This window comes from Chitinophaga eiseniae, from assembly GCF_012641265.1.
GTDB classification, from domain to species: Bacteria; Bacteroidota; Bacteroidia; order Chitinophagales; family Chitinophagaceae; genus Chitinophaga; species Chitinophaga eiseniae_A.
Map to the genome: position 1 here is coordinate 588,929 of NZ_JABAHZ010000002.1, position 11,740 is coordinate 600,668.

The following is an 11,740-nucleotide window of genomic DNA, read 5'->3' on the forward strand; positions in this document are numbered from 1 at the left end:
GCCAGCATGAGATTTTTAATGCTACTTACCGGTATCGCTATAGCGATGCAACCGGCACATGCCCAGCAAAAGAGGCGTACAGACAGCACATCCGCCATTATTACCTATGGATTCAGCAGCAATGGGAAGCCAATTCCAGGAAACGAGCTGCAGCTAGCCATCAGCGGACAACGCGCCCATGTTATCCCGGGTGGTCACAAACAGAAAGAACAGCAATACCTGCAAATGCAGGAACAATTTACCCTGCAGGTATTAACACTACCTAACAGCCAGGTATATACGTTGAAGAAAGCGTTTAGCGAATACGCTACCCCCGAACTCCTTCCCGACACCGCTACCATCCTGGGGTATGTATGTAAAAAAGCCAAATTGTTTATCCGTTCCAATACCATCGAAGTATGGTATACCAATGCCCTGGCATTGAAAGGAACACCTAACATTACTATTGCGCCAGGATTGGGGCTGGTGCTCAAAATTGTGCGTAATGGCAATAGCGAAACACTGGCAAAGAAGATCACCTATAAAAAAATCGCTGACTCTACCCTCGCCTGGCCTGTGAATACAGGGACAATGGTAGATGACGCTGCCTACATGCGACAGGTAATAGATAGCCGCTACACCACCCTCCCCGTGTTTGACCAGGAACAGATCAGCTGGGGAAATAATACGGCTAATCCTGCTGGCGAGCAACTGAATCAAACGTATCACTATGCTGGTGGTACCGTGATCCTGAAAAAAGTAACGCTGCCGGCTATACAGAAAGGGCAGACCCTTTTTGCAGAACTCACCCAATTTTCCAATGGTGACGCGTATGACAGAACCGGCTCTGTGTTTATGATACCGGTAGACAAAGCCAGTTCTTTCCTGGATGGATTGCAAAAAGGCGTAGGGATGTTACCGTTATTTACTGCAAAGAACGGCAAGCAATACCAGGGAATGGTGGCTACCGACAGCTACCTGCCTGCATTGGAAATATTGCGCTTTTTCACCCCTTTTGGTGTAAGGCAGTTTAACAACCAGGTAAAAATTGCCGGTTATCATTGGGCCGATTCAGTTATCTACAAACAAGACATTACCGAGCTCCATGGCCGCCTGCAGGGCGAAGTTTGGCTGGGTGTTTACATTGGGAACTATGACAAAGGTGGTCATAAAGTAAGCCTCCACCTGAAATATTATCCCGGCGATCCGGAAGATGAAAATAAGCCCGTTCCCAATTGGATTTACCCGGCATTTAACACCACTAACCTGATGGAGATGGCCGGACAGGAATATGCTACCCTATTTGATAAAGATTCGCTTAAAGTAACGGTGGACATCCCTGAAGGGGTTAAAAATATCCAGTTAAGACTCCTTACTACCGGTCATGGTGGCTGGGGTGGCGGCGATGAATTTAACCCTAAACAGAACGAAATATTTGTAGACGGTAAACGGGTATATCACTTTATTCCCTGGCGTACCGATTGTGCCACCTATCGACTGTCCAACCCCGCATCGGGTAATTTCGGCAATGGGTTGTCCTCGTCTGATCTGAGCCGGTCAAATTGGTGCCCCGGTACGCTCACGTCTCCCGTATACATATCTTTACCGGATATTACGCCTGGTAAGCACACGATACAAGTGGCTATTCGGCAAGGGAAACCAGAAGGCAGCAGCCAGAGTTTCTGGAATGTATCAGGGACATTGATTGGTGAAAAAAAGCAATAATCGTAACTATTTAGCCATCTTCGCACCATGAGTGATTTATACCAGGGTTTATTAGCAGGGCTGCATCAAATGACCTGGCTGGAGGGAATTGCAGTATTCTTTGCAGTATTGTCGGTCATCTTCCAGAAAAATAATAATATCCTGGTATATCCCACGGGCATTATCAGTACCGGCGTGTATACGTACCTGTTATCGCAGGAGCATTTTAAGTTATACGCCGATGCCACGCTGAATGCCTATTACCTGGTGATGAGCGTATATGGGTGGATATATTGGACAAAGAAAGGCCCAACGGAGCCATCAACGCCTGTGATGAGAAGTAGCCGTAACGAACTGTGGACGGCCATTTTTATTGCGCTGGGCGGCTGGGCAATCTTCTGGTTCCTCCTGCGTCATTATTCAGATTCCAATGTACCGGTAATGGACGGTTTTGTTTCTGCTGCCGCCTGTGCCGGTATGTGGTTGCTGGCAAAGCGTAAGCTGGAAAACTGGATACTGCTCAATATATCTAACCTGGTGGCCATACCGTTGTTATTTTATAAACACCTGTACCTGACAGCCCTGCTCACTATCTTTTTATTTATCATTGCTATATTCGGATATCTTGAATGGAGAGAAACGGTGCGGCAAAGAGAAATTTCGCATCCATGAAGAAAGTTGTTATAATAGGACCTGAATCTACCGGTAAGAGCACATTGAGCGAGAAGCTGGCAGCCCACTTTAATACCGTGTGGACGCCGGAATACGCGCGTGAATATGTAGACCGGCTCACTCGTCCTTATGAACAATCCGATTTGCTGGAAATTGCCGCCGGCCAACTGGCGCTCGAACGCCAACAAGCGGCTAAAGCCAATGAGGTATTGATTTGTGATACCGACCTCTATGTAATAAAGGTTTGGAGTGAGCATAAATATGGCGACTGCGATCCACGTATTTTATCACAGATAGCGGAGCAAAATTGCGATTTGTACTTGCTCACTTATATTGATCTGCCCTGGGAAGAAGATCCACAGCGGGAACATCCTGAACCGGAAATGCGTAATTACTTCTACCAGCTGTACCGGGATATTGTGATACAATCCGGTGTGACCTGGGAAGATATCCGAGGAAGTTATGAGGAACGGGAAGCATCGGCTATTGCGGCGGTAAACCGCCTGCTACAACGGCCGTAGTTAGTTTCTGCCGGTAACCAGTTCCGTAATATCCGCATCTGGCGCGAGATTGCGCATCTGGATCAATATTCTGCGCTGGCGATACGCCGTAATTCTTGCAGGCGGGTTGACGGTATATTTAACCGGATTAGGCAGGCAGGCGGCTATCATGGCGGCTTCTTCCCGGTTCAAACTGGCGGCGTTTTTATGATAATTTACCTGGGAGGCCGCTTCAATACCAAATACTCCTTCTCCCATTTCTGCTACATTCAGGTACACTTCCAGGATGCGTTGTTTCCCCCAGATCTTCTCAATCATAAAGGTAAAATATACCTCCAGTCCTTTTCGAAACCAGCTCCTGCCCTGCCAGAGGAATACATTTTTAGCCACCTGTTGACTAATGGTGCTGGCCCCTTTAATCTTTTTGCTCTGCTGGTTATGCTTCATGGCTTTTTCAATGGATTTGAAGTCAAAGCCATTGTGATCGGTGAAGAGTTGATCTTCACTGGCTATCACAGCCAGTTTGGCGTGCTGGGATATTTCATCATAGCTCACCCAGGTTTTCTGTAGTGATTTGTCTGTCCCCCAAAGGCTTACCCAGCTTGATATTTGAGTGATGGTAATAGGCGGATTCACCCATTTCAACAGGACGATATAAACAAATTGTGCAACAATCAGGACCAGCAATACTCTCTTTAGTCTCCTCCACGTTCTGGGAACAATGCCTTTTAAATTCATCGCGTAGGTTTCGAAAATCGGGCTGAAAGGTAGGTTAAAAAGCGGAAAGCATAAAGCAAAAGCCGTAACTTTAAATATGCTATTAAACGTACACCCGGAGAACCCGAATCCGCGCCATTTAAAAACAATCATTGAATGTTTAAAAGATGGAGGGATTATCATCTATCCAACCGATACGGTATATGGTTTGGGTTGCGATATTACACAACATAAGGCTATAGAGCGTATCGCGAGGATTAAGCAGATAGATCCGAAAAAGGCGAACTTTTCCTTTATCTGTTATGACCTGAGTCATTTGTCGGATTATGCCAAGAGTGTGGATACACCCATATTCCGGATGTTGAAGAAAGCGTTACCGGGTCCGTATACTTTTATTTTGCCGGCCAGCCGGATGGTGCCCAAGTTGCTTAAAACAAAGAAGGATACAGTAGGTATCAGGGTACCGGATAATAATATTTGCCGTACTATCGTAAAGGAACTGGGAAATCCCCTGATGAGTACCACTCTGCCCATTGAGGATTATGTAGAAGAATATACAGACCCGGAAATTATTTATGAGAAGTTTGGCAGCCAGGTAGACATTGTCGTGGATGGTGGCCCCGGAGGGATGGGTTTTTCTACGGTAGTAGATTGTACGGGTGAGTTGCCAGCCCTGATTCGTGAGGGCATTGGCAGTTTTGAAGCGATTACCTGATAATAGTGGTTGATATGAAACGATGCTGGATATTGACAGGAAGTATTTTACTCAGCGCTCATGTGGGGGCACAAACGTTTATGCTAAAGCCGGTGAAATTACTACCTACTGTCAAGAAGCCCCTCCTGCTTACAGCGGCGCCTTCACCTGCCCTTCCCACTTACCCCGTTTACATGCTGGCACCTAACGCTTATTACCAGCAGCACTTTGGATTTTTCTGTAAACAGGAATGGACCTGGCAAAAACATACCGGTTTGCCGGTTAAACTGCGCCTGGGAGATTACGGATATACTCAAAGACTGGAGGGGAAACACTAATATTTAATACTGTATTGGGTTTGAAGTCAAATGATTGACTTTGTCAATTAAAAATAGTTGCTCGTGGCAAATATATTTTAATTAAATAAATATATAAATGAGAGGTGTATTTTGAAGAATACTCACAGTAGATAGCATAAAAAAAGAGGATTTACCACCTATGAGTAAATCCTCTTTTCGGTTTATAAATTATAATTATTTAACGCCTAATTTTTTCGCTACATCTGCAGGTAATGCTTTCTTGTTTACCATAAAGCAGGTAGTTTTATAAGCGAAGTAAGGTACAGAGGCATAGAAATAGCCCTGACCTGGATTATCGGTGCCCCAGGAATTTTTAACACGGAAGTACTTATTGCCGTTCTGGTCTTTTGCCAGGCCTACAATGTGCATACCGTGATCATCCTGTGTTTCGTAGTTATCAAATGCCTGCTGGCGCAGTTCCGGCGTGATCGTTTTTTCTTTACCGGGTTCCAGGAAAGCATTTCTTTTCTCTTCAGCAGACATATCAGCCCAGTCTTTTTCAGGAACGATGGCCAGTCCATCTTTAAAATTGAAGCCTTTTTCACTCACATCTGCAGCCCATGCGATAGAATAGCCATTCATAACGGCATTTTCCGCGATATTGGTAAAGTCAGCCAGGTTTACATTGTATGCTTTTTCCCAGTTCCAGTTGTCTGGTACTTCCAGAACGAACTGTGAATTATAAGGGTGGTGGGTAAAAGAGGAAATCAACACATAGTCATCGGCACTGAGTCCCAGCTCTTTAGCGAAAGACTGTGGCGTATATGTTTTGCCGTTATACTGGAATTTTTCCGGAGCGTCGCCCATGTAGGCGTTCAATACACCGTCGAACGCTTTAGACCAGTCGGGGTTGATGGTGCCTTGTGCGTTACCTATTTTATTTACCATGCCTTCCAGCAGGCCTTCCATTTCAGCGTGGTTGTACATTTTTCCTTTGTTGCCATCGTATACGCTCTGGGGTACCAGGCCGTATTCGCGGAGGCATAACAGATCATCCGGGAAACCGCCACCTTCACCGAAGTTGGCTTTACCGTGCATACGTACATAGTTAGCAGCTTTCAGCGGGTACATTTTGCGCACCACAAACATTTCGCTCAGGTTCAGACCTTTGCTTTTGCCGGAGTGCAGTAGCTCTGATTCAAAGAAAGACAGGCCGGAAAAAGACCAGCAGGTGCCGGTACGTCCCTGGTTCTGTACATCTCCTGCATCCAGGTTTTTTAACGTGGTGAACTGGTATTTGCTGCCCTCTACGTTGGTACTGTTTTGTGCAAACGCTCCGATGCTATACAGCATGGTTGCACACATGATCCATTTCTTCATGGTGTATAATGATAAGTTTTAAAACAAAGGACCAAAAATAAGGGAAAGCAGGTACTTGACCCTTGAAAAGATGGATGAACGGAACCGGCTACAGTGGTTACCAGAAGGAATTACAGCATACAGGTTACTTTTCTTCATATTGACTCCGGGTAATTTCCCATTCCCAGAGGTCTTCATTTTCTTTATTTTTTATGGTGCCTACAAACCGCATCCCCGCTTTTTGCAGAATTTTAACCGAGGCATTATACTCTTCTTCCGTATGGGCAATTACGCGATGGACATAGGAGTGACCAAAGGCAAACCGGATCAAAGCTTCTGCCATTTCGGTGCCCAGCCCCTGTTCGCGGTAATCTTCGGTTATTTCATAGCCCATTTCCACCAGCCCGTCTCCATTGGGTTTACCCTTAAACCCGCCGGCGCCAATGAGGCGCCTATCTTCGCGGTGGATGACCAGGTAAAAGAACCAACCCAGCATAGCCGGATCATTCCGTAATTTATCGTATGCTACCAGAACCATTTCAGGATACTCTGTCCATCCTTCCTGGATGGAAATACCAAGCAGGTCGGCCAGATGATCGTTGCCCTGTAATAGCAATTCAAAATGCTCAAGGGAGCACGGCAACAATTGTAGTCGAGGTGTTTGGATCATATTTGAAAACTAGTAAACTGTTTTGGGAAAAGCAAGCGTAGTTACCCTGGCTTTTGGACTTATATGACTGGCTTTTAGTAAATATAGCATTTACTAAAAGCCAGTCATATAAGCCGGAAGTGTTGATTAATGAGCTTCCAGCCAGTTCTTGCCAGTGCCCATTTCCGCCTCAACAGGAACAGCCAATGGCAAGGCATTACGCATAAGATCTAATATAAGGGGTTTAATTATTTCCAGTTCTGAAAGATGCGCATCAAATACCAATTCGTCATGTACCTGCAACAGCATGCGTGATTTGAGGTTTCTTTCCTTGAATGCTTTATGAATAGCAATCATGGCCAGTTTGATCATATCCGCAGCGGTACCCTGGATAGGCATATTGATGGCGTTTCTTTCGGCAAAGCCACGTACTACGGCGTTGGAAGAATTGATGTCTTTTAACCAGCGTTTTCTTCCCAGCAGCGTTTGTACATAGCCTTTTTCCTGTGCAAACTTTACCTGGTCTTCCATATATTTTTTAATAGATGGATACTGGGCAAAATAGTTATCGATCAGGGTTTTGGCCTCTGAACGTGGGATGCCCAGGTTTTCGGATAACCCAAATGCGCTAACGCCATAAATGATACCAAAGTTTACGCTCTTGGCATTACGGCGCATTTCCGGCGTAACGGCATCCAGGGCAACATTGTACACCTTGGCAGCTGTAGCCGCGTGGATGTCGGTCCCGGACGTGAACGCGGCCATCATTTCGGTATCTTCACTGATAGCCGCAATGATACGCAACTCTATCTGTGAATAGTCGGCCGACAGCAGCACATATTCCTCATTGCGCGGGATGAAGGCTTTACGGATTTCCCGGCCTCTGTCGGTACGAATAGGAATGTTCTGGAGGTTCGGATTATTGGAACTTAACCGGCCCGTTACCGCTACTGCCTGGTTATAGGAAGTATGTATACGGTTAGTGCGTTTATTCAGCAATAACGGCAACGAATCTACGTAAGTAGATTTGAGTTTGCTGAGTTCGCGGAAAATGAGAATATCTTCTACGATTTTATGTTTGCTGGAAAGCTTTTGCAGCACATCTTCCCCTGTGGCATATTGCCCGGTACGTGTTTTCTTTGCTTTGGGATCCAGCTGTAGTTTTTCAAACAGCACTTCGCCCAATTGCTTGGGGGAAGCCAGTTTAAACCTCACGCCAGCCTGCTCATACACACTTTCTTCTGCGCGCTTGATTTCTATTTCCAGTTCCCTGGAATAGTCGGCCAGCGCATTAATATCAAGGGCAATGCCTTCATATTCCATGTCGGTGAGTACTTTTACCAGCGGGTTTTCTATTTCATAAAATACTTTTTCTACTGCTTTCTCCGGCAGCAGGGGCGCAAATTTATCTTTCAGCTGGAGGGTAATGTCGGCATCTTCAGCGGCATATTCCTTGATTTTTTCAATTTCCACATCGCGCATATTGCCTTGCCCTTTCCCTTTTTTGCCAATGAGCGCTTCTATGGAAACCGGCTCGTATTGCAGGTATTGGGCGCTTAGTACATCCATGCCCCGGCGGCCTTCCGGTTCTATCAGGTAATGGGCCAGCATGGTGTCGAATACGCTGGTGGTAACATCTACGCCGTACCATTTCAGGATCAGCATATCATACTTGATATTTTGTCCCACCAGGGTGATGCTGTTGTGATGAAACAGGGGCGTAAATTCATGGATAATAGCCCGGGCGGCGCTATGGTCGGCCGGCATGGGAATATACCAGCCTTCACCCTTTTTGACAGAGAAGCTCATGCCTACAATGTCCACTTCGTTAGCATCTGTGCCGGTAGTTTCGGTATCAAAAGCTACTTCTTTTTGTTGCAGTAATTGCTGCAGCAAATCGGCTCTTTTCTCCGGCGTATCGGTGAGGTGATAAGTATGTGGTGTGTTGTTGATATTTTTATCTGCCAGCAGGATATTGGGACTGTCGATGGTTTCTTCTGTTGGAGCAGTTGTTTCTTCCACTATGGTGGGCGTACCAAAAAGATCCGTTTGCACTACTTTAGGCTTAGCTTCTGCAGCGGCGCTGCTACCACCGAATGTATCGCCAAGAATTCGTTTGCCGAGGGTTTTAAATTCCAGCTCTGTGAAAATATCGGTGAGCTTAGCCTTATCGCTTTCCTTGATGCAAAAATCTTCTTCATGGAAGGCAACCGGAACATCCGTGATAATGGTGGCGAGTTCTTTGGAGAGCAGGGCGTTGTCGCGACCTGCTTTTATCTTCTCCCCCATTTTTCCGCCAATGGTATCCGCGTTTTCCAGCACACTTTCGAGAGAATGATATTGTGCCAGCAGCTTCATGGCTGTTTTTTCCCCTATACCGGCAATACCAGGGATATTATCTACGGCATCGCCCATGAGGCCCAGGATATCGATCACCTGGTGTACGTCTTTAATCTGCCATTTCTCACATACCTCTCTGGGGCCCATAATTTCTTCCTTGTTGCCCATGTAGGGAGGCTTGTAGATAAATACATTATCTCTTACCAGCTGGCCATAGTCCTTGTCCGGCGTTACCATGTACACGGTGTAACCGGCATCGGCGGCCTGCCAGGCGAGGGTACCTATCACATCGTCCGCTTCATAGCCATCCAGCTCTACTACCGGAATATTAAAGCCTTCTATGATACGCTTGATGTCGGGTAATGCGTCCAGGAGGTCTTCCGGTGCATCTTCACGATTGGCTTTATAGTCGGTATAAGTGGTGTGGCGTTCGGTGGGGGCGTGCGTATCAAACGCAACAGCCATATGGGTGGGCTTTTCTTTATTGATAAGGTCCAGCAAAGTAGTAGTAAACCCAAATTGCGCATTGGTGTTTCTACCCGCACTAGTGATGCGTGGATTCCTGATCAGGGCGTAGTAAGCCCTATAAATGAGGGCCATCGCGTCCAGTAAAAATAATTTCTTTTCCATCGCTAAACCTACAAGATTTAATTTGAATCTGCAAAATTAAGATAGTACCATGATATACGGTGAGGGTGTAACTTTAGGGTGGAAAAAAATAAAAAGAATGAATAAAATCTATCATTTGTCAACCTGTGGTACTTGTAAGAAAATACTGACAGAAACGGATGCAAAAGAACGGGGATTTATTTTGCAGGACATCAAAAAAGAAAAAATAACACCGGAGCAGCTGGATGAGATGCATGCACTATCAGGCAGCTACGAATCATTGTTCAGCAGAAGGTCCCAACAATATCGCCCTATGGGATTACATGAAAAAGAGCTAACAGAATCAGATTACAGGGAGTTGATCTTGCAGGAATATTCTTTCCTGAAACGCCCGGTAGCGATTGTCGGCAAGAAGATCTACACCGGAGCTGACGTAAAAAATATTTAAGTACCAGGGACGCAAGGCGTCCCTGGCTTATTACAAGCTCATTTAGCAGTTTAAATGGACTGTACAAAATGCTGCACCACCTGTTTGTACTGTTCCATGTCCTGGTCGTGGTGAAACGACCGGAAAGGAAAGCGGGAAGCCTCTTCAAGCGCTGTTTTTAAGTTAAATTCTTCCTGCGGAAGAGAATAAAAGTATCCTTTTTCCATCAGGTATTCGCCCAGGTATACCTGTTCTGATTGCCCGGGGGTGGGAATGAGGATGGCTTTTTTATTCAGTTTGGCCAGATCCATCAGGGTAGTATAGCCGGAGCGGCTTAATACCATGTCGGAGGCCAGCATCGCATCGTTTAGTTCACTGGCGTTCAGGTGGTTAACCTGGGTTACGCCGGGAGCAATCGTTTCATGCTGAGGGCTGCCTGGTTTGCCGCTTACAATGAGGGCGGTAACAGACAATGATTTGATCTGATCTTTTATCAGTTTTTCCAGGTTCGATCTTTGTGGTTCGGGTCCGGAGATCAACACCAACAGATCGTATTTTTTTGTTACGCCAGGCTTAGGCACAAACCTGCTCAGGCAGCCTATATAGGCGGTATGACCGGGTAATTTGCCTGGGTGTGCCAGTTCGCCGGAAAGGTTGTTGTTACCAGAAAAATCGGGAACCCAGCAGGCGCTGTATTTGTTAATGAAACGATAATTTATTTTCTGCAGGGTCCGCTCTATCCAACCGCCGAAAGGTGTTTTGATGAGTAGCTGATGCGTAATAAAAACGGTAGGAATATCTTTATGATACAGGCCGAACCGGTTGTCGGAAATCACTGCATTTATTTGATAATCAGCTACTATCTTCTTTAGCCAGCGTTGTTCATGCTTTACAGCCCGGTAAATTTTAGGGATTTGCTGAATAATTTTCAGCCCGAAAAACTGTCCTTTCTGTGCGTACTGGATGCGGTATCCGGGTAGCGGAAAAATGGTTACCTGTGGGAATTCCTGTTGCAACAAAGCAGCGTGTTTGCCTTCTGCTGCAATAAAAACCTGACAACCTGCGTTTTGCATTTCATGGATGAGGGGAATATCCCGGGTGGCATGTCCAAGGCCCCAATCCAGCGGAACTACAAGAATTTTACGTGAGGAACGAATTGTGGACAAATATTTTAATATTTTTTACGAATTTAGCTTAAATTACAAAAGGGCATTGTTAAGAAAAGGTAAACACTTAAGATAGGTTTTAATCATAGCCAAGTATATTAAACTGCAGTATGAAAAGTATAAAATGGATTGTAGTCTTTTTTCTTTGTGGATGTTTAGTGATGGAAGGTTGTAAGGTTTTTAAGAAAAACGATTGCGGTTGTCCTACCATGAATAAGAAAAGAATGCACTAAGAACGATCTGTTTGACAACTAAAGACGACTTTAACTACGATTGACAGCAAACAATTTTTACCTTATCTTTTTGAACTATCCTTTGATACCTGGCCAAACAATATTTCGGGGAACAGTCAAATTTTTTATTCATGAAACCTGTAGATAGAGATTTATTAATCTTGCTACATGAAGATAGGTACACGGAGCAGCAGATACAATCTGCAGTTAGACAGATCAGTGAAATGCTTTCGCTGATTGAAACGATGGATTATCTCTGTGCAGTTATGGAAGTGATGGATTGTAACAAGAGCCGGATTACCAGCAAACGATCGGTGCTGGAAAAAGCAATTTCACGCAAGTCGCATAAGCCATTCGAATTTATTATTCACAAGAACTAGTAGCACCTCTAC

12 protein-coding genes are annotated in these 11,740 nt (G+C 45.3%); 7 read left to right on the plus strand and 5 right to left on the minus strand.

All coding sequences use genetic code 11. The features are described from left to right. The first annotated feature begins 6 nt into the window (after positions 1 to 6). From HGH91_RS10030 to HGH91_RS10040, 3 genes are read left to right on the plus strand one after another with little or no spacing between them, the layout of a single operon-like run. A complete protein-coding gene (locus HGH91_RS10030) occupies positions 7 to 1,704 on the plus strand; it encodes a PNGase F N-terminal domain-containing protein (RefSeq protein ID WP_247651702.1) in 1,698 nt (565 codons plus the stop codon). A gap of 27 nt (positions 1,705 to 1,731) precedes the next feature. Further along, a complete protein-coding gene (gene pnuC / locus HGH91_RS10035; RefSeq protein WP_168738318.1) occupies positions 1,732 to 2,355 on the plus strand; it encodes a nicotinamide riboside transporter PnuC in 624 nt (207 codons plus the stop codon). Beyond that, complete coding sequence (locus HGH91_RS10040) at positions 2,352 to 2,876, plus strand: AAA family ATPase (RefSeq protein WP_168738319.1); 525 nt, start codon at positions 2,352 to 2,354, stop codon at positions 2,874 to 2,876. The genes pnuC and HGH91_RS10040 overlap by 4 nt, the downstream gene beginning before the upstream one ends. Here HGH91_RS10040 and mtgA read toward each other — a convergent pair whose 3' ends face one another. Next, entirely contained in the window at positions 2,877 to 3,593 is a 717-nt protein-coding gene (gene mtgA / locus HGH91_RS10045; protein ID WP_168738320.1) for a monofunctional biosynthetic peptidoglycan transglycosylase, read from the minus strand. 76 nt (positions 3,594 to 3,669) lie between these two features. On the opposite strand from mtgA, the gene HGH91_RS10050 reads away from it, so the two are divergent. Then, on the plus strand, positions 3,670 to 4,287 hold the full coding sequence (locus HGH91_RS10050) for an L-threonylcarbamoyladenylate synthase (protein WP_145662101.1): 618 nt from the start codon (positions 3,670 to 3,672) through the stop codon (positions 4,285 to 4,287). Between the two features lie 14 nt (positions 4,288 to 4,301). After that, the gene (locus tag HGH91_RS10055; RefSeq protein ID WP_168738321.1) at positions 4,302 to 4,604 is read left to right on the plus strand and encodes a hypothetical protein; all 303 of its coding nucleotides are present in this window, start codon (positions 4,302 to 4,304) and stop codon (positions 4,602 to 4,604) included. Between the two features lie 195 nt (positions 4,605 to 4,799). Here the strand turns inward: HGH91_RS10055 and HGH91_RS10060 are convergent, their stop codons facing one another. The 3 genes from HGH91_RS10060 to polA all read right to left on the minus strand — a co-directional run bounded on the left by HGH91_RS10060 (position 4,800) and on the right by polA (position 9,543). Then, positions 4,800 to 5,945: an aminopeptidase C gene (locus tag HGH91_RS10060; protein WP_168738322.1), complete on the minus strand. Its 1,146-nt coding sequence runs from the start codon at positions 5,943 to 5,945 to the stop codon at positions 4,800 to 4,802. Between the two features lie 124 nt (positions 5,946 to 6,069). Further along, positions 6,070 to 6,594, minus strand: a complete 525-nt coding sequence (locus HGH91_RS10065; RefSeq protein ID WP_168738323.1) for a GNAT family N-acetyltransferase — start codon at positions 6,592 to 6,594, stop codon at positions 6,070 to 6,072. Positions 6,595 to 6,720: 126 nt separating this feature from the next. After that, positions 6,721 to 9,543: a DNA polymerase I gene (gene polA, locus HGH91_RS10070; protein WP_168738324.1), complete on the minus strand. Its 2,823-nt coding sequence runs from the start codon at positions 9,541 to 9,543 to the stop codon at positions 6,721 to 6,723. Positions 9,544 to 9,640: 97 nt separating this feature from the next. Here polA and HGH91_RS10075 point away from each other — a divergent pair, with 97 nt between their 5' ends. Continuing rightward, on the plus strand, positions 9,641 to 9,970 hold the full coding sequence (locus tag HGH91_RS10075; RefSeq protein ID WP_168738325.1) for an arsenate reductase family protein: 330 nt from the start codon (positions 9,641 to 9,643) through the stop codon (positions 9,968 to 9,970). 50 nt (positions 9,971 to 10,020) lie between these two features. Here HGH91_RS10075 and HGH91_RS10080 read toward each other — a convergent pair whose 3' ends face one another. Further along, positions 10,021 to 11,115: a glycosyltransferase gene (locus tag HGH91_RS10080; protein WP_168738326.1), complete on the minus strand. Its 1,095-nt coding sequence runs from the start codon at positions 11,113 to 11,115 to the stop codon at positions 10,021 to 10,023. A gap of 364 nt (positions 11,116 to 11,479) precedes the next feature. Here HGH91_RS10080 and HGH91_RS10085 point away from each other — a divergent pair, with 364 nt between their 5' ends. Then, entirely contained in the window at positions 11,480 to 11,728 is a 249-nt protein-coding gene (locus HGH91_RS10085; RefSeq protein WP_089764628.1) for a hypothetical protein, read from the plus strand. Positions 11,729 to 11,740: the final 12 nt, after the last annotated feature.

What these genes read in the sequence shown, in the direction of transcription:
- HGH91_RS10030 (WP_247651702.1), top strand. Translation starts at nt 7, where the DNA reads ATGAGATTTTTAATGCTACTTACCGGTATCGCTATAGCGATGCAACCG.
- pnuC (WP_168738318.1), top strand. Translation starts at nt 1,732, where the DNA reads ATGAGTGATTTATACCAGGGTTTATTAGCAGGGCTGCATCAAATGACC.
- HGH91_RS10040 (WP_168738319.1), top strand. Translation starts at nt 2,352, where the DNA reads ATGAAGAAAGTTGTTATAATAGGACCTGAATCTACCGGTAAGAGCACA.
- mtgA (WP_168738320.1), bottom strand. Translation starts at nt 3,593, where the DNA reads ATGAATTTAAAAGGCATTGTTCCCAGAACGTGGAGGAGACTAAAGAGA.
- HGH91_RS10050 (WP_145662101.1), top strand. Translation starts at nt 3,670, where the DNA reads ATGCTATTAAACGTACACCCGGAGAACCCGAATCCGCGCCATTTAAAA.
- HGH91_RS10055 (WP_168738321.1), top strand. Translation starts at nt 4,302, where the DNA reads ATGAAACGATGCTGGATATTGACAGGAAGTATTTTACTCAGCGCTCAT.
- HGH91_RS10060 (WP_168738322.1), bottom strand. Translation starts at nt 5,945, where the DNA reads ATGAAGAAATGGATCATGTGTGCAACCATGCTGTATAGCATCGGAGCG.
- HGH91_RS10065 (WP_168738323.1), bottom strand. Translation starts at nt 6,594, where the DNA reads ATGATCCAAACACCTCGACTACAATTGTTGCCGTGCTCCCTTGAGCAT.
- polA (WP_168738324.1), bottom strand. Translation starts at nt 9,543, where the DNA reads ATGGAAAAGAAATTATTTTTACTGGACGCGATGGCCCTCATTTATAGG.
- HGH91_RS10075 (WP_168738325.1), top strand. Translation starts at nt 9,641, where the DNA reads ATGAATAAAATCTATCATTTGTCAACCTGTGGTACTTGTAAGAAAATA.
- HGH91_RS10085 (WP_089764628.1), top strand. Translation starts at nt 11,480, where the DNA reads ATGAAACCTGTAGATAGAGATTTATTAATCTTGCTACATGAAGATAGG.